This is a genomic window from Myxococcus sp. CA051A (assembly GCF_013336705.1).
GTDB classification, from domain to species: Bacteria; Myxococcota; Myxococcia; order Myxococcales; family Myxococcaceae; genus Myxococcus; species Myxococcus llanfairpwllgwyngyllgogerychwyrndrobwllllantysiliogogogochensis.
The window spans coordinates 1,015,068-1,035,996 of the sequence record NZ_JABUMS010000002.1; the positions used below are offsets into that span (position 1 = coordinate 1,015,068).

The 20,929-nt window shown below is 68.8% G+C and carries 17 protein-coding genes; 8 read left to right on the plus strand and 9 right to left on the minus strand.

All coding sequences use genetic code 11. The annotated features are described in order from the left end of the window. Window positions 1-17: 17 nt before the first annotated feature. Both HUA74_RS09415 and HUA74_RS09420 read left to right on the plus strand, forming a co-directional pair. Window positions 18-1,709: a carbon starvation protein A gene (locus HUA74_RS09415; protein WP_174454235.1), complete on the plus strand. Its 1,692-nt coding sequence runs from the start codon at window positions 18-20 to the stop codon at window positions 1,707-1,709. Between the two features lie 19 nt (window positions 1,710-1,728). After that, the gene (locus HUA74_RS09420) at window positions 1,729-4,146 is read left to right on the plus strand and encodes a spermidine synthase (protein WP_174454236.1); all 2,418 of its coding nucleotides are present in this window, start codon (window positions 1,729-1,731) and stop codon (window positions 4,144-4,146) included. A 1-nt stretch (window position 4,147) separates the two neighbouring features. On the opposite strand, the gene HUA74_RS09425 is transcribed toward HUA74_RS09420, so the two are convergent. Continuing rightward, window positions 4,148-4,492 (minus strand): histidine triad nucleotide-binding protein, encoded by a 345-nt coding sequence (locus HUA74_RS09425; RefSeq protein WP_174454237.1) that lies wholly within the window; start codon window positions 4,490-4,492, stop codon window positions 4,148-4,150. 192 nt (window positions 4,493-4,684) lie between these two features. Between HUA74_RS09425 and hprK the strand changes: the two genes are divergently transcribed. The 6 genes from hprK to HUA74_RS09455 all read left to right on the plus strand — a co-directional run bounded on the left by hprK (window position 4,685) and on the right by HUA74_RS09455 (window position 10,326). Next, window positions 4,685-5,650 carry an HPr(Ser) kinase/phosphatase gene (gene hprK / locus HUA74_RS09430; RefSeq protein ID WP_141644414.1) on the plus strand — a complete coding sequence of 322 codons (966 nt, stop codon included), beginning with the start codon at window positions 4,685-4,687 and terminating at the stop codon, window positions 5,648-5,650. Further along, complete coding sequence (rapZ, locus tag HUA74_RS09435; protein WP_141644415.1) at window positions 5,647-6,510, plus strand: RNase adapter RapZ; 864 nt, start codon at window positions 5,647-5,649, stop codon at window positions 6,508-6,510. The genes hprK and rapZ overlap by 4 nt, the downstream gene beginning before the upstream one ends. A gap of 3 nt (window positions 6,511-6,513) precedes the next feature. Beyond that, window positions 6,514-7,068 carry a manganese efflux pump MntP family protein gene (locus HUA74_RS09440; protein ID WP_174454238.1) on the plus strand — a complete coding sequence of 185 codons (555 nt, stop codon included), beginning with the start codon at window positions 6,514-6,516 and terminating at the stop codon, window positions 7,066-7,068. Window positions 7,069-7,218: 150 nt separating this feature from the next. Further along, window positions 7,219-8,742 (plus strand): NAD(P)/FAD-dependent oxidoreductase, encoded by a 1,524-nt coding sequence (locus HUA74_RS09445; protein ID WP_174454239.1) that lies wholly within the window; start codon window positions 7,219-7,221, stop codon window positions 8,740-8,742. 34 nt (window positions 8,743-8,776) lie between these two features. Continuing rightward, a complete protein-coding gene (locus HUA74_RS09450; RefSeq protein ID WP_174454240.1) occupies window positions 8,777-9,622 on the plus strand; it encodes an SDR family oxidoreductase in 846 nt (281 codons plus the stop codon). Then, on the plus strand, window positions 9,619-10,326 hold the full coding sequence (locus HUA74_RS09455) for a QsdR family transcriptional regulator (protein WP_174454241.1): 708 nt from the start codon (window positions 9,619-9,621) through the stop codon (window positions 10,324-10,326). The genes HUA74_RS09450 and HUA74_RS09455 overlap by 4 nt, the downstream gene beginning before the upstream one ends. A 94-nt stretch (window positions 10,327-10,420) precedes the next feature. Here HUA74_RS09455 and HUA74_RS09460 read toward each other — a convergent pair whose 3' ends face one another. From HUA74_RS09460 to HUA74_RS09495, 8 genes are all read right to left on the minus strand, one after another. Beyond that, window positions 10,421-10,879 (minus strand): hypothetical protein, encoded by a 459-nt coding sequence (locus HUA74_RS09460; protein ID WP_174454242.1) that lies wholly within the window; start codon window positions 10,877-10,879, stop codon window positions 10,421-10,423. Window positions 10,880-11,301: 422 nt separating this feature from the next. Further along, window positions 11,302-11,949 (minus strand): hypothetical protein, encoded by a 648-nt coding sequence (locus HUA74_RS09465; RefSeq protein ID WP_174454243.1) that lies wholly within the window; start codon window positions 11,947-11,949, stop codon window positions 11,302-11,304. Then, window positions 11,946-12,500: a hypothetical protein gene (locus tag HUA74_RS09470; RefSeq protein ID WP_174454244.1), complete on the minus strand. Its 555-nt coding sequence runs from the start codon at window positions 12,498-12,500 to the stop codon at window positions 11,946-11,948. Before HUA74_RS09470 ends, HUA74_RS09465 begins: the two co-directional genes overlap by 4 nt. 10 nt (window positions 12,501-12,510) lie before the next feature. After that, entirely contained in the window at window positions 12,511-15,846 is a 3,336-nt protein-coding gene (locus HUA74_RS09475) for a glycoside hydrolase family 2 TIM barrel-domain containing protein (RefSeq protein WP_174454245.1), read from the minus strand. After that, complete coding sequence (locus HUA74_RS09480) at window positions 15,843-17,213, minus strand: GH1 family beta-glucosidase (protein WP_174454246.1); 1,371 nt, start codon at window positions 17,211-17,213, stop codon at window positions 15,843-15,845. The genes HUA74_RS09475 and HUA74_RS09480 overlap by 4 nt, the downstream gene beginning before the upstream one ends. Further along, the gene (locus tag HUA74_RS09485) at window positions 17,194-18,189 is read right to left on the minus strand and encodes an ABC transporter ATP-binding protein (protein WP_141644427.1); all 996 of its coding nucleotides are present in this window, start codon (window positions 18,187-18,189) and stop codon (window positions 17,194-17,196) included. The genes HUA74_RS09480 and HUA74_RS09485 overlap by 20 nt, the downstream gene beginning before the upstream one ends. Further along, entirely contained in the window at window positions 18,186-19,955 is a 1,770-nt protein-coding gene (locus HUA74_RS09490; RefSeq protein WP_174454247.1) for a dipeptide/oligopeptide/nickel ABC transporter permease/ATP-binding protein, read from the minus strand. The genes HUA74_RS09485 and HUA74_RS09490 overlap by 4 nt, the downstream gene beginning before the upstream one ends. After that, window positions 19,948-20,928: an ABC transporter permease gene (locus tag HUA74_RS09495; protein WP_141644429.1), complete on the minus strand. Its 981-nt coding sequence runs from the start codon at window positions 20,926-20,928 to the stop codon at window positions 19,948-19,950. Before HUA74_RS09495 ends, HUA74_RS09490 begins: the two co-directional genes overlap by 8 nt. Between the last annotated feature and the right edge of the window lies 1 nt (window position 20,929).

Sequence of the window (20,929 nt, forward strand, 5' to 3'; positions counted from 1 at the left end):
CGGGAAAGCCTTCAGGGATGAGCCTCCCCCTGATTGCCGGCGTGTTCCTGGTGGTGCTGGCCCTCGGCTATCGTTTCTACGGTGGCTTCATCGCCCGGCAGTTCCGGTTGGACGGTGAGGCCCAGACGCCCGCGCACGCGAAGAACGACGGCGTGGACTTCGTGCCGACGAAGCCCTTCTACCTGTTGGGTCAGCACTTCAGCGCGATTGCCGCGGCGGGTCCCATCGCGGGTCCCATCCTCGCGGCGCAGCAGTTCGGCTGGTTGCCGGCGCTGTTGTGGATTGCCGTGGGCGCGGTGTTCATCGGGGCGATGCATGACTTCGCCACGCTGGTGGCCAGCGTGCGCCACGGGGCCGTCTCCATCGCGGAGGTGGTGCGCACCCACCTGGGGGCAACGGCGGGGTTGGCGATGCTGGCCTTCATCTGGGTGGCGCTCGTCTACGTCATCGTCGCCTTCACGGACGCCACGGCCGCGACGTTCGTCAGCGGCGACGCGGAGCTGGAGGGGCTCACCTTCCGCTTCAACCCGGGCGGCGCGGTGGCCTTCGCGTCGATTGCATACCTGGCGCTGGCGGTGGTGATGGGGTTGGTGGACCGGTACCTGAAGCCGCCGCTGTGGCTGCAGACGCTCATCTTCGTGCCGGCGACGCTGGGGGTCGTGTACCTGGGCACGCGCTTCTCCACGCTGCTGGTGCTGGATGCGCGGGGCTGGGCGGCGCTCATCCTCGCGTACTGCTTCGTCGCGTCGCTCACGCCGGTGTGGGTGCTCCTGCAGCCGCGCGGTTATCTGGGCGGCTTCGTGCTCTACGCGGCGCTGGCGGTGGGTGTGGTGGGCATCTTCTACGGTGGGCTGAGCGGGGAGCTGTCGATTCAGCAGCCGGCCTTCGCGGGCTTCAACGTGCCGGGGGCGGGAGGCGCGCTGTTTCCCTTCCTCTTCGTCACCATCGCCTGCGGAGCGTGTTCGGGGTTCCACGGGCTGGTGTGCTCGGGCACCACGTCGAAGCAGATCGACAAGGAGCCGCACTGCAAGCCGGTGGGCTACGGGGCGATGTTGCTGGAGGGCTTCGTGGCGGTCATCGCGCTGGCGACGGTGATGATTGCCACGAAGGGGGAGCTGACGGGCAAGGCGCCGGGCGCGGTGTACGGCGCGGGGCTGGGACGCCTACTCGTCACGGTGCTGGGCAAGGAGCACCTCGTCTTCGCCACGACGTTCGGCGCCATGGCCTTCTCCACGTTCGTGTTCGACACGCTGGACGTGTCCACGCGGCTGGGGCGCTACATCCTCCAGGAGCTGACGGGGCGGAAGGGCCGGGTGTCGGCGATGGTGGCCACGGCGGTGACGTGTGGGGTCCCGCTGGCCTTCGTGCTGCTGGCGGGCACGGGGGCGTGGCGCTCGTTCTGGACGTTGTTCGGCACGTCCAATCAGTTGCTCGCCTCGCTGTCCCTGCTGGGCGTCTGTGTGTGGCTCAAGAGCACGAGCCGGCCGTATGTGTACGCGCTGGTGCCCATGTTGTTCGTGGGGGCCGTGACGCTCACCAGCCTGGTGCTCCTGGTGCGCGAGGCGCTGCAGCCGGCCAGCTCCGCCGTCTCCCGGGTGAACGGGGTGGTGGCGGTGGTGTTGCTGGCGTTGGCCCTGTCTCTCTTCACCGCGGGGGCGCGTGCGCTGCGCTCCCGGCGAGCACCTCCGGCCACCGCGCCCGCGGTCTGATTCAGCCTCCAGGTTCGCCATGCTCCGCTACGCCGTCGCCATCTTCACCAGTGCCTTCCTTCTGTTTGGTGTGCAGCCCCTGGCGGGGCGGTATGCGTTGCCGTGGTACGGCGGCACGCCCGGCGTCTGGACCGCATGCATGCTGTTCTTCCAGGCGGCGCTGCTGGGAGGGTATGCGTATGCGCACGGGCTCGCCTCGCGGCTGACGCCACGGACGCAGGCGAAGGTGCACCTGGGCGTCCTGGCGGTGGCGGTGGCGGTGCTGGGGGCGCGGGCCTTGTGGGTGGGCTCGCCGGTGGCACCGGGGCCGGAGTGGCGTCCGGTGGGCACGGACCTGGCGGTGCCGAGGTTGCTGGCGATGCTGGCGGCCACCATCGGCCTGCCGTTCTTCGTGTTGAGCACGACGGGGCCGCTGCTCCAGTCCTGGTTCGCTCGCGCGAGGCCCGGCCGCTCACCGTATGCGCTGTATGCGCTGTCGAACGTGGGCTCGCTGCTGGCGCTGCTGGGCTACCCCTTCCTCGTGGAGCCGTGGGTGGGGCGAGCCACGCAGGCGTGGGGCTGGGGCGTGGGCTTCGTCCTCTTCGTGGGGGCCTGCGCGGTGTGCGCGCTGGATGTGTTGCGGCACGAGCGCGTGGTGGCGAGCACGGAAGCGACAGGTCCACGAGAGGCTTCCCTCGTGGAGGGCGCCACGGCCCGAGTGACAGCGGGCGAACTCGCATCGCAGGACGTCAGCGCCCGAGTCGGCGCGATGGCCACGCAGGATGCAGGCGCAGGTTCAGCGTCGGCGTCACGGTTTCAGACGGACGCGGAGGCGGCCCGGGAAGCCGCCTTCGAGGCGATGCGGCGAGAAGCACGAGGCGCCTCACTGGAGGCCGCGCCCGCCGACTCCGAGGCTCGACCCGGTGTGGGCCGGACACTGGCGTGGCTCGGGCTGGCCACGTGCGCGTCCGTGCTGTTGCTCGCGACGACGAACCAGCTCTCGCAGGACGTGGCGGCGGGTCCCTTCCTCTGGGTGCTGCCGTTGGCCGTCTACCTGCTCACCTTCATCATCGCCTTCTCGCGAGAGTCCTTCTATTCGCGCACGGTCTACTCGGTGCTGCTCATCGGCTCCGGAGCGATGGTGGCGCACGCGCACGCGGCGGGGGCCCACTTCCCGCTCACCCTCCAGCTCATCGCCTACGCCGCGTCGCTCTTCGCCGGTTGCATGGTGTGTCACGGCGAGCTGTACCGGCTGCGTCCGTCACCGCGCCATTTGAGCGCCTTCTACCTGTGGGTGTCCGCCGGTGGCGTGCTCGGAGCGCTGTTCGTCAGCGGCGTGGCCACCGCCTTCTTCCGCGCGTACTGGGAGTACCCGCTGTCCTTGGGAGGCTGCTGCGCGGTGGCGCTCGCGGGCATGGTGCGCGGGCCGGCGGCAGAGACGTGGAGTCAGCGCGGCCGACGGGTGCTGCGCGGCGCGATGCTCGTCATGGTGACGGTGAACCTGTTCCTGTCGGTGAACCGGGAGCTGGACAAGGCGCTGTTCAGCGAGCGGAACTTCTTCGGCGTGGTGAGGGTGACGGAGCAGAACGAGGAGTCGCCGGACAAGCACCTCTACAGTCAGCGCCACGGCGCCATCACCCATGGCATGCAGTACGTCAAACCGGAGCTGCGCTCGTGGCCCACGACCTACTACACGCGAGAGGCCGGTCTGGGACTGGCTGTCGCCGAGCAGCGTCGGCTGCGCGCGGCGGTGGGACTGCCTCCGGGTCTGCGCATGGGTGTGCTGGGGCTGGGCGTGGGGACGAGCGCGGCGCTGCTGGAGAAGGAGGACCGGGGGCGCTTCTATGAAATCAACCCGGTGGTCATCTCCCTGGCGCGAGGCGAGGGCGGCTTCTTCAGCTACCTGGGCGACTCGCCCGCGACGATTGAGGTGGTGGAGGGGGACGCGCGCATCTCCCTGGAGCGCGAGCTGGAGCGGGGCGAGCCCGGTGGGTTCGACGTGCTGGCGTTGGATGTCTTCTCCTCCGACTCCGTCCCCGTGCACCTGCTCACCGAGGAGGCCGTCGCCCTGTACAAGCGGCACCTGGCCCCGCACGGAGTCCTCGCGTTGCACATCAGCAACGTGCACCTGGACCTGGTGCCAGTGACGCTGTCGCATGCGCGCCGCCTGGGGATGTACGCGGCCTTCGTCTTCCACGACACGGAAGGAAGCGCGCTGCGCAGCAACTGGATGTTGCTCAGTCCAGACCGCGAGTTCTCCTGGGGCCCCACCTTCACCCGTGCCAAGGCGCGGGTGCGCCGCCTGGGGCTGCGTGACGAGCAGGACTTCGCCTGGACGGATGACCGCAGCAGCGTGCTGCGGGTGCTGCGCCAGATTGGCCCCGACGCGAACGTCGTGGATGTGGAGGCGCCCTCGGGCCCGCCGAAGGTGCCCATGGCGAAGCCCGCTCCGCGGTGACTCAGCCTGGAGGCCAGAGCAGCGGCCGACCCGCCAGGAGGTGCAGATGGATGTGGAACACCGTCTGCCCCGCGTCGCGGTGGGTGTTCATCACCACCCGGTACCCGTTGCTGTCATGGCCCCGCTGCTTCGCCAGCTTGGCCGCCGCCACGAAGAGGTGGCCCACCGTGGCCTCGTCCTCCGCGGTGACGTCGTTCACCGTGGCGATGTGCTTGCGGGGGATGAACAGGACGTGCGTGGGCGCCTGGGGATTGATGTCCTCGAAGGCCAGGCAGGCGTCGTCCTGATAGACGACCTTGGCCGGGATGAGGCCGTCTCGAATCTTGCAGAAGAGGCAGTCGGACATGGCCGGGGGCTTAGCAACGCACGAGGCGGCGGGAAATGGCCTCGGCACTCATTGTTGAAGTCCCAAGCGATTCCCCCAGCGGGCGACCAGGGCTTCGCTCGGGTGGGTTATCGGGGGTAGAGGTAGGGGACGACATGCCAGGTGGGCACCTCGCCTCAAAAGGTCCCACCAGTGATATTCCAGGCCCCGACGATGAAATCCATCCGCATCTCCCAGCTCATCGAGGACCACGACTACGACTTGCGGCTCACGCTCATCGCGGGCGCGAGCGGGCTGACTCGGACGGTGGACTCGCCGCGCATCCAGAAGCCGGGGCTGGCGCTGGCGGGCTTCACCGAGCACCTCCACCCCCACCGGGTCCAGGTGTTCGGAAACACGGAGATTTCGTACCTGGCCACCCTGCCGGAGTCGCGGCAGCGCGAGGCGCTCTCCAAGCTCTTCGAGGAAGAGGACCTGGCGTGCGTCGTGGTGACGAAGGAGCTGGAGATTCCGCCCGTCCTGGTGACGGCGTGTGAGTCCGGCGGGCTGGCGCTGATGAAGACGCCGCTGCTCTCCAGCGAGTTCATCACCCGGGTGCAGTCCTTCCTGGAGGAAGCGCTCACCGAGTCCAGCAGCCTGCACGGCGTGCTGATGGACGTCTTCGGCGTGGGCATCCTGCTGCTCGGCAAGAGCGGCATCGGCAAGAGCGAGATTGCCCTGGACCTGGTGATGCGGGCCCACCGGCTGGTGGCGGACGACATCGTCGACGTCACCCGGCGCAAGGGGGCGGTCTACGGCGCGGGCAACCCGGTCATCAAGCACCACATGGAAATCCGGGGCCTGGGCATCATCAACATCAAGGACCTGTTCGGCGTGGCGGCGGTGCGCGAGCAGAAGAAAATCGAGCTCGTCATCGAGCTGCAGGAATGGGACCCCCATCAGGAGTACGACCGGCTGGGCGTGGAGGACAAACATCTCCAGATTGTGGGTGTGGACATCCCGCTGTCGGTGGTACCCGTGCGTCCAGGCCGTAACATGGCGACCATCATCGAGGTGGCCGCCCGCAACCAGTTGTTGAAGCTTCAGGGCCACCACTCGGCGAGGGAATTCGCCGAGCGGCTCAACCGAGCCATCGCCGAAGGGGCGATGCGCCGCACCCTGGGAGAAGAGGTCGAGTGACCGCGCCCGCGAAACAGTTGGTCGTCATCACCGGCATGTCCGGCTCCGGCAAGTCCACCGCCATCAGGGCGCTGGAGGATGCGGGGTTCTTCTGCATCGACAACCTGCCGGTGCTGCTGCTGCCCAAGCTCACGGAGCTCGCGGGCGGGGGCAACATCGAGCGGATGGCGCTGGTGATGGACGTGCGTGAAGGCGTGTTCCTCAAGGACGCGCCCCGGGTGCTGGACGAGGTCCGCCGCGCCGGTCACCACGTGGAGGTGCTCTTCCTCGACTCGAGCGACGACAGCCTCATCCGTCGCTTCAGCGAGACGCGCCGCCGCCATCCGCTGGCGCCCAACGGCACCGTGGCGGACGGCATCAAGGCGGAGCGCCAGGAGCTGCGTGACTTGCGCGAAATCGCCGACCAGGTCATCGACTCGTCGGTGCTGAACGTGCACGACTTGAAGCGCATGGTGCAGGCGCGCTTCAGCCCGGAGCCCGCCGCGGGGCCGAGCCTGTCGGTGATGTCGTTCGGTTACCGGTACGGGGTGCCGCCGCAGGCGGACCTGGTGCTGGACGTGCGCTTCCTGCCCAACCCGTACTTCGTCCCGGAGATGAAGGGGCTGACGGGCAAGGTGCCCAAGGTGGCCGCGTACGTGCTGGACCGCGAGGAGACGCAGCAGTTCCTCGAGAAGGTCGTGGACCTGTGCCGCTTCCTCTTCCCCCGCTACCAGAAGGAGGGGAAGGCGTACCTCACGGTGGCGCTGGGGTGCACGGGTGGCAAGCACCGCTCGGTGGCCATCGCCGCGGAGCTGACCCGACGGCTGGCCGACGAGAACACCCGCGTTCAGCTCTGGGACCGCGACATCGAGAAAGAGTAGTCCGTGGCCTCCGTGACCCTGCTTCTGCTCGCGCTCGGCGTGGCGATGGATGCCACCGCTGTCTCCAGTGGCATGGCCATCCGGGGGGCTCGGCCTCCGGATGTCCTCAAGCTGGCGCTGACCTTCGGCCTGTTCCAGTTCGGCATGTCCCTGGGCGGTGCGCTCGGGGGCAAGGCCATCCTCACGCACTTCGCGGCGGTGGACCATTGGATTGCCTTCGGGCTGCTCGCGCTCGTGGGCGGGCACATGATTTGGGAAGCGTTCTCCCATGACGAGGAGACGCGGGCCGCCACCGGCATCCCCCTGCCCATGTTGCTGACGCTCGGCGTGGCCACCAGCATCGACGCGCTCGCCGTCGGCGTGACGCTGCCCGCGCTGGAGCTGGGCATCGTCCTCTCCACCGCCCTCATCGGCGTGATGACCTTCGTGCTGTCCATCGGCGGTGCCTGGGCCGGCAAGCGGCTGGGCGAGCGCTTCGGCACCCGCATCGAAATCCTTGGCGGCCTGGTGCTCATCGGCATCGGCCTCAAGACGCTCGTCGAGCACCTGTCCGCGTAGGCCTCCCGGCGGTGGGCCCGAAGCCTCCGCCTAAGCCTGTCGTTCATGCGACACCCTGGCGGGCCACCGCATGTGTGCGTCATCCTTGTGAAGTGACTCATGGCGCGCCATGCTGGGAGTCCGTAGCGCGGATTCCCACTGGAGGCCTGGATGTCCCTTCCCCCGACGCGACACTTCCACGTGGCCATCGCGGGCAGTGGGTTCGGCGGCCTGGGGATGGCCATCCGGCTCAAGCAGGAGGGGCTGGAGGACTTCGTCCTCTTCGAGCGCGCGGACGACGTGGGCGGCGTCTGGCGGGACAACGCGTATCCGGGGTGCGCGTGCGACGTGCCGTCGCATCTGTATTCGTTCTCCTTCGCGCCGAACCCGCGCTGGTCCCGGGCGTACTCGCCCCAGCCGGAGATTCACGCGTACCTGCGCGACTGCGCGGAGCGCTTCGGCGTGCTCCCCCACGTGCGCTTCCGTCACGCCGTGGAGGACGCGCGCTGGGATGACGATGCGCGGCACTGGCGCCTCCAGACGTCGGAGGGGCTCTTCACCGCGGACGTCTTCATCCTCGCGGCGGGGGCGTTCGGCGAGCCGGTACAGCCCGCGCTCCCGGGGCTGGAGCGCTTCCAGGGCAAGGTGATGCACTCGGCGCGGTGGGACCCTTCGCATGAGCTGACGGGCCGGAAGGTCGCCGTGGTGGGCACGGGCGCGTCCGCCATCCAGTTCGTCCCGGCCATCCAACCGAAGGTTGAGCGGCTGGTCCTCTTCCAGCGCACGCCTCCCTGGATTCTGCCGCGCAATGACCACGCGATTGCCGGCTGGAAGCAGTGGCTGTACACGCGCGTTCCCGGAGCGCGGTGGCTGATGCGCGCGGGCCTCTACGCGGTGAAGGAGCTGTCCGCGCTGGCGTTCATGTATCCGTGGATCATCCGGTGGGCCCAGCGGGGTGCGTGGCGGCACTTGAAGCAGTCCGTCCCGGACCCGGTGCTGCGCGCGAAGCTGCGGCCCTCCTACACCATGGGTTGCAAGCGAGTGCTCGTGTCGGACGACTACCTGCCGGCGCTGACGCGGGAGAATGTCGAGGTCGTCACGGACGGGCTCCAGGAGGTGCGCGAGCACTCCGTCGTCACGGCATCGGGCGTCGAGCATCCGGTGGACACGCTCATCTTCGGGACGGGCTTCCAGATAACGGAGCCGTCATTCGCCCGGCACATCCGGGGGCGGGACGGGCGCACGTTGGCGGAGACGTGGGCGGGGAGCATGAAGGCGCACCTGGGGACGTCGGTGAGCGGGTTCCCCAACTTCTTCATGTTGCTGGGGCCGAACACGGGGCTGGGGCACACGTCCGTCATCCTGATGATTGAGAGCCAGCTGGCGCATGTGCTCAGCGCGCTGCGCTACCTGGAGGGCAGGGGGCTGGCGGCGGTGGAGCCGACGGTGGAGGCGCAGGAGGCGTTCGTCCGGGACGTCGACACGCGGATGGCGCGGACGGTGTGGATGCAGGGCGGGTGTGTGAGCTGGTACCTGGATGCGACGGGGCGCAACTCGACGCTGTGGCCGGGCTTCACGTTCGACTACAGGCGCCGCGTCGCCACCTTCGAGCCCTCGGAATATGTCGCCATCACCCGGCGTCGGCGCGCGTCCTTGAAAACCGGGGCGAGCCCCCGGAAGCAGGCGCACGGCTGACGCGGTGGCGGTGGACGCGGAACGGAGCCAACGGATGAAATCGGTGAAGGACAAGGTCGCGGCGATTACCGGAGCGGGCTCGGGCATTGGCCGGGCCACGGCGGTGTTGCTTGCGCGTCAGGGGTGTCACGTCGCGCTGTCGGACGTGAATGTGCAGGGACTCTCCGAGACGGAGACACAGTGCCGTGCGCACGGCGTCCGTGTCCGGGCGGACCGGGTGGATGTCGCGAAGCGCGAGCAGGTGCATGCGTGGGCGGATGACGTGGCGCGGGAGTTCGGCGCGGTCCACATCATCATCAACAACGCGGGCGTGGCGTTGGGCGCCACCATCGAAGACACCCGGTACGAGGACTTCGAGTGGCTGATGAACATCAACTTCTGGGGGGTGGTGTACGGCACCAAGGCGTTCCTGCCTCACCTGAAGGCAGTGGACGAGGGGCACATCGTCAATGTGTCGAGCGTCTTCGGGCTGATTGGGGTGCCGACGCAGGCGGCGTACAACTCGGCGAAGTTCGCGGTGAAGGGCTTCACGGAGGCGCTGCGGCAGGAGTTGGAGGTGGATCCGGGGACCATCGGCGTCACCTGTGTGCATCCTGGGGGCATCAAGACGAACATCGCGCGCAATGCGCGGGTGACGGTGCGTCGGGGGTGGACGGACGAGCGCTCGTCGAGTGACTTCGAGAAGGCCTTGGCCACCACGCCGGAGCGGGCGGCGGAGGACATCCTCACGGCGATTCGGAAGAACCGGCGGAGGCAGCTCATTGGCGGGGACGCGGTCCTCATCGACCTGTTCCAGCGGTTGTTGCCGACCTTGTACCAGCGGGTGCTGGTGGCGGGGATGCGGCGGCGGCGGCGGAAGATGCTGAGCGCGGCGACATGAAGCGCACGCGCGTGAAGGACTCGCGGCGCGCGACGAAGGAAGCGCCTTCGAGGACGCGTCGGCCGGCCTCGCGAGAGAAGGCGCGGGCGCGGGTGACGCCGCTCTCGCAGCGGCTGGAGGTGCCCACGCGGGCGACGCCGCAGGACCTCTTCGCGCTGGCGATGCGGTGGTGGAACGAGGGGGAGCGCTTCGATATCGGCCGGATGGCGCAGGAGCTGGGCGTCAGTCGGGCGACGGTGTTCCGCTGGGCGGGGACGCGGGAGCTGCTCTATGGGGAGGTGCTGTCCTTTCGGTTCGAGGCCGCGCTCACCGCCGCGAGGAGCGAGTTCCAGGGGGAGGGGACGGCGTACGTGGCGGACGTCACCCAGCGCCTCATCCACCTGATTGTGGAGGACGCGCCCCTGCGGCGCTTCATCCAGCAGGACTCCGAGTACGCGATGCGCGTGCTGATGTCGAAGAGCAGCCGGGTGGAGGAGCGCTGCGCGGCGAGCATCCGGAGAGCGCTGGAGGAGGGCGTGAGGGACAAGCACCTCCGACCGGCGATGGGGCTGGATGCGTTGTCGAACGTCATCGTGAGGGTGGGGCAGTTCTTCCTGTACCGGGACGCGCTCACGGGCGACCCGCCGGATGTGCGGGCCGCCATCACCGCGACGCTCATCCTCCTCACCGCGGAGGAGGGGGATGCGCGGTGGAACAGGCGGTGACGAAGAGGTGGGCTCGAAAGTCCACTTCCGTGTCACCGCCCGCTTTCACGCCGTGCGGACCCGCGATGGCCTGGTCATGCACGATTGGGCAGCGCTACTGCCACTCGCCATTGCAGCATCGGGCGTAGCACTCTCCGCTGCCGACGCAGGACCTGCCCGAGAAGGGACCGCCAAGACAGTAGCCGTCGTCCTTGGCGGAGCAGCTGGTGCTGCCGTCGATCGGGTAGCCCTCCCCATCGTTGAACGTCATGCCGCCGTACGTGCACGTGCGGCAGGACTTCGTGACGCCATCACAGGTGACGAAGCCCGTGGTTCCATTCAGCGCCGAGCAGGTGGACGTGCCGCTGCACGTCAACGTCGTGCAAGTGCCGCAGATGGCCGTGGCGGTACAGGCCGCCAGGGTTCCGCCGTTGGACTCGAGTCCCTGCGTTTGTTCATCCAGGGTGACTTCTTCGTTGGAAACCGGCGTCCCCTCCGTGGGGTCGGGGCTGCAAGCGGCGAAGAGCGCGGAGAGAAGGGCGGCGCTGAAGAGTGTGCGGCCAGTTCGCGACATGACGGGAGAACTCCGGAGGCACCATGGCCTGGTGCCTGTGTTGGGGAGTGGATGGAGACAGTGGACGAAGACGGTCCGTCGCCTGCTGTTGCTCCAGGAACACCCCATCGGTCGGCCTTGGGCCCGTCAGCCTGGGATGGTGGACGGCCTCCTGAGGGGAATCAAACCAGAGGCCCCTCCCGTCGCGAGCCCTTCGTCAGGTGGCAACTGTCAATCAGTTGGTTCTGAATGGTTGAAGCACCTGAATTGCAAATTTGGCGTGTGGCTTGTTTTTCTGAGCGTCTGGCGTTCGCGCATGCACCCTACGAAATGCGGGAACTGCCCTCGCTGTAGCCACGGCTCGATTCGGAGGCGCTCGCTGCCCATGGCCTCGACCCAGGCCCGCTCCCCGGAAGCAGGGAAGCGGGCCCGTCGCACAGTCTCTAGTTCGTCGTGAAGTACAGGTTGTCCAAGAGCAGAGCGTTGCCCGAGGGCCCACCGCCGGCGATGAACACGAAGGGCGACAGCACCGCGCCCAGGCTCACGCCCGCGGCGGTGAAGTCCGACAACGGAATGGCCAGGTGGTGCCACTGCCCGTCGTTCACATACCCATACTTCGCCACGTCGAGCTGCACGCCCTCCGTGTCGCTCATCCCAATCTTCACCGAGGCGAACCCCGGGTCCGACGAGTTGAGGCTCACGTGCAGCGTCTTCCACGCGTCCAGGTTGTGGCCCGTATCCCAGTGGATGCCAAACCCCAACCACCCCTTGCCCGCGTGGACGATGCGGTCCGCCGTCTTCCCCTCGATGCGCGTGCTCGAGGACTCAATCGTGACGGTGCCCTCGTACAGGTAGATGTGCGTGTCCACGTCGTTGATGATGATTTCCTCGGACCGGCCTCCCTCGTAGAAGCCGACGAAGAGGCGCCGCTGGCCCGCCTCGAACGGGAACGGCCCCGGGAGCACCTCGTCCTGGGGATTCGTCCCGGCGTCGTCCTGCGAGGACGGCTGGTGGTTCTCGTAGTCGGAGGCACCCGGGTCCGGCCGGCACGCGGCCAACGTCAACAGCAGCACTCCCACGGTCCGCTTCATGGCCGCACCGCCCTTTCACCACCACTCGAGGTCCGCACCAGCACCCAACCGCCCGTCACCGTCCCACCCATCTCCACGATGGCCTTGTAGGACGGCGTCAACAGCTCGTAGGGAATCGTCCCCGTCGAGTCGTACGTCACCGCGTCCGGGAAGTTGTCCAACACCGACTGGTACGAGCGGATGGCCATGTCCCGCACCACCGGCAGGTCCTCCTGCTTCGCCAGTCCGTTCTGGTACACGCCGAGCAGGTTGAGGCCGACGTAGTACTGCGCCTCGCCATACGGTCCCCGCGCGAGCACGGTGGCCCACGAGTAGAAGGCCGCGACCGGCCCCGCGTTGGCCTGGAGCACCCACTTCGTCTCCGTCCCCGGCGTCGAGTCCGCGAACGGATTGTTCGGGTCGTCCAGGATGACAGTGCTCGGATACACGCCCATGGTTGGGTCGTAGACCTCGAGTGTCAGGTCCTCCAGCGGTTCGCCATAGACATAGCTCGCGCGGTCGTAGCACCCGAAGGTGCCCAGCACCGCGAGGAGCACGAGACACGTCCTCATACGTTGTCCCTCAGAGCGAAAGGATTGCATACGCACCCACCTCGTATTCGCGGCCCTTGAGTCCCTCGGCGATGGCCGTCGTGCTCATGCCCTCCGAGTACTCATCCAGCATGCGCACCAGCCCCCGCAGACCGAAGCGCGTGGACACCGCGCCCAGCACCGGCCGCTTGAGCCCGTAGGACACGTCGCCCCCGAGCTGCACCGGATACGTGAGGTTGAACACACGGTGGTAGTCGTACGGACCCCAGTCGTTGAATCGCAGCTGCGTGGCCAACAGCAGCGTGTCGTACAGCACGTTGGCGTCCAGGCCGAAGCGGCGCACCTGCCGCGCGTCCTCGCCTCCGGACTGCACGCTGCCCACGAAGGCCGTGCCGTACAGCTTCAGCCGCTGCGTGGGATTGCCCACCATGCGCAGCGTCGTCTCCCACTCGTCGCGCGCGGGAGGCGCCCCGGCGAAGGCCACCGCGCTGCCGTCCGCGAGGATGGCGATGCTCGCATCCCGGGACGTCGGCTGTCGGCGGTACACCAGGTCCAGGCCCGCGGCGAAGGGCGCGTCCTCGCGCATCTCCCGGTCCCACGCCCAGAACCACGTCCCCGGCGTCGGGTCGAAGGTGATGAGCAGCTCCGCGCCCAGCGTCTCGCGGTTGTCCAGGACGGTGAAGGCATCCTGCAACACGTTGCGAGCGCGCACGGCGGGGAAGTACGTGCCCGAGTCCTGGTCATACGTGTCGGGGATGTTCGGATTCGGGCCGATGAGCGGCTTCTGGTACAGCACGTTGGGCGCCACCTCGATGGTGCCCAACTGGAAGGCCGCGCCCGCCTGCGCTCCGAAGTGGTTGCCGCGACCGCTCTCCCGCAGGCTCCAGCCCGTCAGCACGATGCTCGGCTCGGGACCACCGTCCGCCACCAGCCCGCGGAACGAGCCCTGGGCGAACAGCCGGACGCCGCCCAGGTCATATGTGGCCCGCGCCTTCGCGCCGAGCGTGTCGAGGAACTGCACCTTGTCGCGCAGCACCTCCTGGCCACTGCCCATGTAGCTGGCACCGCCCGTCGCCTCGCGCGTCCACGTGAACTCCTCGCCGATGCGCTGGGGCGCGGCCAGGATGCCACCGATGTCGAGCGCCAGCGGACCCCGGTTCCACTCGAAGGTCAGCGCCGTGCGGCGCGCCACGCGCTCGCGGATGACGGAGGCGGTCTGCTGCGTCGCGCCCCGGGCGATGTCCTCCTGATGCACCAGCGTCAGCGCCATGTCCCCGAAGCCCTTGCGGTACTTGGCGACGACGGATGGGTTTGCGCCCCAGTACAGCTCCGGACCCACCGCCAGCTTGAAGCCCTCGAAGGAGCGCTTGCCGCTGAGCACCACGCCGAAGGGCGCGTTGCCGTGGTAGATGTCGATGTTCGGCCCGTAGTTGGCCTCGCGGTACAGGCCGAAGAAGTCACCCTCCTCGCCCCAGTGGTAGTGGCCGACGCGGTAGAAGCCCTCCAGCGCGAAGTCCGCGCGGTCCAGCTTGAACTCCGCCTGGTACAGCGCGAAGCGGTCAAAGCCATTCACTCCCGGCTGGGAGACGCCCGGCGTCGGCGAGGCCCCCGGTGCCGGCGTCGTCGGCGTCGGCGTGGTGCCCCGGTTCTCGTAGAAGAGGTTGTTGAGGCGGTTGGTGGCCACGTTGCCCACCACGTTGAAGGACGCGCGTCCGTACACGCCGGTGGCGGGCTGGAGCGCCAGGTCGAAGAAGATGGACTCCGTGTGGTCCGCCGCCGTCAGGTTCGGGCGCGTCGTCGCGATGCTTCCACGCGACAGCGAGCTGTCCATGACGAGGCGCAGGTTCGACACCCGCACCGCGCTGAGCTCATCCGCCTTCGCCAGGGCGATGGAGGACTCGTAGCTCTTCGACAGCTCGGAGGGCCGCAGGCCCGCGAAGTGCGCGTGGATGCGGTCCAGGTCCGTGTCCTCCGCGTACGGGTCCAGGCGGAAGGCCGCCTGCAACACGTAGTAGGCCGTGCGCGGCTGGATGCGGGAGATGCCCGCGTCGTCCGGCGTGCCCAGGGCGCAGATGCCGAACCACTCCTCGTTCATGTTGTTCTGACCGGCCACGAAGTCCGCCGCGTAGCCGCCGTTGGGCCACGACGCCGTCGTGTCGTGCAGGGAGAGGTTGGCCTCCTGGCCCACCTTCCACCAGCCATCCACCCACTGGAAGACGAAGCCGCCCAGCGCGTTGCCCACGCGGCCCTGGCCGTACGTCTGCGTGTAGATTTCCTCCCACTGCTGGCGCAGGTACTCGGCCTGCGACAGGTGGTCCTCACGACCGTCCCGCGCGTTGAACGCATCCGCGCCGAACTCCGAGAAGAGCACCGGCTTGTCCACCTTGCGCAGCACCTCTTCGTACAGGTCCCGGACGCTGGGGCCTCGGTAGACGTTGGCGCCGAAGATGTCGATGTCGGTGGCGTGCATGGCGATGAGGTCGATGTACTGGAGGTCGCCGTTGGCCATCGCCACCGGGTGGTTGACGTCGCGGGCCTTGATGGTCCGCGCCGCCTCGCCCATCAGCGTGTAGAGGTGCACCGCGCGCGCGGCGTCCTCCTGGCCCGGCAGCGCCTCGATTTCATAGCTGGTCCAGTGCAGGCCGTAGTTGTTCTCGTTGCCGAGCAGCCACATCAACACGCCCGGAACGCCCCGGTACACCTCCACCTTCTTCGCCAGCTCCTCGAGCAGCGCCTTGCGGTGCGCGGCGTTGGAGTAGTCGATGTTGGGCACGAAGGCGCCGTTGACGGTGGCGCCATAGCGGCCCATCAGCGGGTTCACCACGGTGGTGATGCCGTAGTTCTTGAAGATGAACTCCACCCAGCGCGGGGGGATGTCGTCGAACTGGCGGATGGCGTTGACGCCCATGTCGCGCAGCAGCGTCATCTCCCGCGCCAGCACCGCGCGCACGAAGTCGTCGGGCTGGTTCCAGAGCGAATAGCGGTAGTTCTCTCCAATGGGCGTGTAGCCCCAGTTCATGCCGCGCAACAGGAAGTCGCGGCCGTCCACCTTCAGCTTGAAGCCCCGCTCGTCGCGCTGGAGCTTGACGACGGTGGCCTGCTCCGCGCCCGCGGTGACGTCCACGGGCTGCAGGGTGAGGGGCTGCGGCGCGGGAGACGGCGCCGGGCTCGGAGGACCCGAGGGCGTCGTGGTGGTGGCCGCGGGCGGCGCGCCACCGGGAGGAGCGGCGGCCGGCGGAGTTGCTTCCACCGGCGCCGTTTGAGGTTGCGCGCCGCCGGGTTGGACGGGCTGCGCGTCCTGCCCGGCGTGGACGGGGGCCTGGTACAGCGCCGCCGCGAGGAGGGGTGCGAGGAACAGGGCTCTCATGCGGCCAGCTCCACATCCAGCCCGTTCTGGGCCACCACGGCGCGGTACAGGTGCGCGCTGTCCTTGGGGATGCGCTTCTGGGTCGCGTAGTCCACGTAGACCATGCCGAAGCGCTTCTGATAGCCGTACGCCCACTCGAAGTTGTCCAGCAGCGACCACGCGAAGTAGCCCTTGAGCGGCACGCCCTGCTTGATGGCCTCCAGCGAGGCCTCCAGGTGCGTGCGCAGGTAGTGCACGCGCTTGGTGTCCCGCACGCGGCCGTCCGCGTCCGGCGTGGTGCCGTAGGCGGCCCCGTTCTCCGTGACGTAGAGGCGCCCGGGCTTGTAGTCCTGGTTCAGCCGCACGAGCAGCTGGGTGAGTCCGTGGGGCGACACCTCCCAGTCCATCTCCGTCTTCTCGGGGCTGACGTGGACGGTGCGCGGGGCGTTCTGCGCCTCGGGGATGCGGTCGCTGCGGATGACGCCTCGGTTGTAGTAGTTGACCCCGAGGAAATCGATGGGCGCGGCGATGTCCGTCATGTCCCCCTGTCGCACGAAGGGCAGCGTGTCCGACTTCAGTCGCCCCTCGGCGACATGGTCGTCAATCACGTCGCGCGGGTAGCCCTTCCCGTAGAGCGGGTCCAGGTACCAGCGGTTGAAGCCGCCGTCGAAGGAGCGGCACGCGTCATGGTCCTCCTTGCTGGGCGACGCGGGCTCCGCGGGCACCAGGTTGAGGGTGACGCCGACCTCCGCCCTGGGCACGTTGGCGCGGATGACGGGGACGGCCTGTCCATGCGACAGCAGCACATGGTGGGCCGTGGCCAGCGCCTGGCCCCAGTCCTTGATGCCGGGGGCGTGCTCGCCGTTGGCGTAGCCCAGGATGCTGATGCACCAGGGCTCGTTGTGCGTAATCCACCGCGACACCCGGTCCCCGAGCTTCTGGCTCATCACGTCCGCGTACTCGACGAACGCGCTCACCGTGTCGCGCGAGGCCCAGCCGCCCTTGTCCTGAAGCGCCTGCGGCAAATCCCAGTGGTACAGCGTGACGACAGGCTCGATTCCCACCTCCAGCAGTCCGTCGACCAGCCGCGAGTAGAAGTCGAGGCCAGCGGTGTTCACCTTGCCGCGCCCCATGGGGAACACGCGCGGCCAGGCGACGGAGAAGCGATACGCCTTCAATCCCATCCAGCGCATCAGCTCCACGTCTTCGCGCCAGCGGTGGTAGTGGTCGCAGGCGACGTTGCCGTTGGTTCCGTCGGCGATTTTACCGGGCGTGGCGGCGAACCGGTCCCAGATGGATTCACCGCGCCCGTCGGCGTCGGTGGCTCCTTCAATCTGGTACGAGGAGGTGGCCACACCCCACACGAAGTCATGAGGAAACTGCCGCATCGTCAGGGACTCCTTTCGAGGACTCGAGATGGCAGCGGACGTGGTGCTCCGCCGCGGGAAGGTGAAAGGGAGGAAGCGCCTCGTGGCACCGCACGTCGGCGTGAGGACAGCGGGGCGCGAAGGCACACCCCAGAGGAGGCGCGGGCACGGTCGCCACGCGCGCGGGCAGGGGCGTGCGCAGGAAGTCCACGCCATCCGGAACGGCCGACAACAACAGCCGTGTGTACGGGTGGCGAGGCGCCTGGAGCACGTCGCTGGTGCGGCCCGTCTCCACGACGGAGCCCGCGTAGAGCACCAGCACGCGGTCCGCCAGGTGACGGGCGCTCGCCAGATCATGGGTGATGAAGAGGATGCCGATGCCGCGCTCGCGCGTCAGGCCCTTGAGCAACTGGAGCACCCCCCGGCGCGTGGACACGTCCAGCATGGAGGTGGGTTCGTCCGCGATGATGACGTCGGGCTCCACCGCCAGCGCCCGCGCCACGGCCACGCGCTGACGCTGGCCTCCGGACAGCTCGTGCGGATAGCGCTTCGCCAGCTGCTCCGCCGGCGTCAGTCCCACCGACTCCAGCAGCGCGTGCACCCGTCGCGTCAGCTCCACGCCTCGCGCGCGCCCATGGCGCACCAGCGAGCGCTCCAGGTGATAGGCCACCGTGTGCACCGGATTGAGCGAGGCGAACGGGTCCTGGAACACCATCTGCACGCGGCCCCGGTAGGCCAGTGACGCGGCGCCGCCCTCGCGGGCGAGCACGTTCTCTCCGCCAAGGAGGATGTCGCCCGAGTCCGGGGTGTCCAGCCGCGCCAGCAGGCGGGCCAGCGTGGACTTGCCGCTGCCAGACTCGCCGACGAGCGCGAGGATTTCTCCGCGCTCCAGCGAGAAGGACACATCCGTCAGCACCTTGCGGCGCGCGTGGGACAGGAAGCCGCCCACGGGGAAGCTCCGATTCAGGCGCGAGGCTTCCAGCAGGGGAGGGCTCATCGACGACCTCCGGGGGACGCGGCGAGCGGCGGCTTGAGCGCGCTGGTGGCCTGCTCCAGCACGTCGGGTGACGGCGTCGGTGCGTCGGCCGCGCCCAGGTGAGGGAAGGACGACAGCAACAGGCGCGTGTATGGATGACGCGCGTCGGTGCGCAGTCGCTGCGCGGTGTCCACCTCCACCAGCTTGCCGGCCTGGAGGATGCCCACGCGGTCCGCCAGCGCGAGCAGCAGGGGCAGGTCATGCGTGATGAAGAGGACCGCGAAGCCCAGCCGCTCCTTCAGCTCCACCACGCGCTGGAGCAGCTCCTTCTGCACCACCACGTCGAGCGCGGTGGTGGGCTCGTCCATCACCACCAGCCGGGGCTCCAGGGCCAGGGCCAGGGCGATTCCCACGCGCTGGCGCATGCCACCGGAGAGCTGGTGCGGCCATGCGTCCACCAGCTCGGGCTTCAATCCCACCATGCTCAACAGCTCACGGGCCCGCGCGTACGAGGACGCGCGCGAGTTACCTCCGTGCGCCGCGAGCGTGTCGTGGAACTGCTCGCCCAGCGTGAGCACCGGGTTGAGCGCGCTCATCGCGCTCTGGAACACCATGGACACACGGCTCCACCGGAAGGCGCGCAGCGCCTCCGGCGACAACGCGGTGACGTCCGTTCCGTCGAAGAGGATGCGTCCGTGGGTGATGGCCGCCGACGAGGGCAACAGGCGCAACAGCGCGGAGCCCAGCGTGGACTTGCCGCTGCCGGACTCACCCGCGAGGCCGAACACCTCGCCGGGGGCGATGTCCAGGGACACCTGGTCCACCACGCGGGAGGGGCCCGCCTGCGTCATGTACTCGATGGACAGCTCACGCACGCTCAAGAGCGCGCCGGGCGTGGCGGTCTCCTGCGCAGGCGAGTCAACGGCGTGCACCGCCGCAGCGCTGGGCGCCTTCGGAGGGGCGCGCAGCGAGGGGTTGGTCAGCTCGTCGATGGCGGAGCTGAGCAGCGTGAGCGAGAAGCCCACCAGCGCGATGCAGATGCCCGTGGGGACGAAAATCCACCAGGAGCGCGTCAGGAGCGCCGCGTCGTTGCCGGCCCAGTAGAGGTTGGTGCCCCACGTCACCGAGCCCACGTCACCCAGGCCCAGGAACTCCAGGCCCACCTGCGCGCCCACGGCGTACAGCGTGTTGCCAATGAACGACGAGGCCACGAGCGAGGCCATGTTGGGCAACAGCTCGCGGGTGATGATGCGCAGGTGGCTCTCTCCGGCGACGACGGCCGCCGCGACGAAGTCCCGACCTCGCAGCGACAGCGCCTCCGCGCGGAAGACGCGCGCGTTCCACGCCCAGCCCGCGAAGGTGAGCACCACCACCATGCGGAACGGACCGGAGGGCAGGTAGGCGCCCAGGACGATGGCCAGCGGCAGGCCCGGGATGACCAGGAAGATGTTGGTGGTGAGCGTCAGCGCGTCATCCACGCGGCGGCCCAGGTAGCCGGCGGTGATGCCCACCAGCGCGCCCACCAGCGTGACGAGCGCGCCCACCGCGAAGCCGATGGCCAGCGTCTCCCGCGCGCCCACCACCGTCTGCGCGAGCACGTCCTGACCCTGGCCCGTCGTGCCGAACCAGTGGGCACTCGAAGGCGGCTGGTGGGGCTGGCCCATCAGCTCCGTCGGGTCCATCACGAACCACGGGCCCACCAGCGCGACGAGGAGGAAGCCCAAGAGGAGGGTGCCTCCCACCGCCGCCTTGCGCTGGCGGAGCAAGCGTCGAAGGGTGTCACGCATGGGCGCGGGTCCTCGGGTCCAGCCAGAGGCAGAGCAGGTCCACGGCGAAGTTCGCGGCAAGCACCGCCAGCGTGATGACCAGGAAGAGCCCCTGCATCAGCGGGTAGTCCTGGTTGCGCACCGCGAGGATGAGCAGGTAGCCGGTGCCCGGATACGAGAAGACGATTTCCGTCAGCAGCGAGCCGCTCAGCACGAAGCCCAGCGCCATGCCGAAGCCGGTGACGTTGGGCAAGAGCGCGTTGCGCGCCGCATAGCGCAGCATCACCTGGCGGGGCGGCAGGCCCTTCGCGTGCGCCAGCCGCAGCGTGTCCGTGCCCAGCACCGCCACCATGGTGTTGCGCATGCTCAGCATCCACCCGCCGAGCGTGGCCACGACGATGGACGTCGCCGGCAGCACCGCGTGCCGTCCCACGTCCGCGAGGAAGGTGAGCGTCGCCCCGGGCTCCACGTCGTGCGAGTACGCATGGCGCAGCGGGAACCAGCCCAGCCCGAAGCCGAAGAGGTACAGGGCCAGCATGGCCAGCCAGAAGTAGGGAAAGGCCCCCAGGAAGGCGAGCGCGGGCGCCAGCGCCGAGTCCAGCCAGCCGCCCCGGTTCCACGCGGCCAGCACGCCCAGCATCGTCCCCACCGCGAAGCTGATGATGACCGCGCACCCGGCCAGCCCCAGCGTCCACAACAGGCCCGTGCCGATGACCTCCGACACGGGCGACGGGTAGTACGCGTACGACAGGCCCAAATCCCCGGTCAGCAGGTGCTTCAGGTACGTGAAGTACTGCACGTGCCACGGCGCATCCGTGAAGCCGAACGCCGTCTTCAGGGCTACCAGCGCCTCGGGGGAGATGCGGCCCTCGAAGCGGGCGAACATCGCCGTGGCCGGGTCTCCCGGCGCGAGCCTCGGGATGACGAAGTTCATCGTCAGCGAGGCCCACGCGGCGAGCAGGTAGAAGCCGAGCCTGCGGAGCACGTAGCGCATG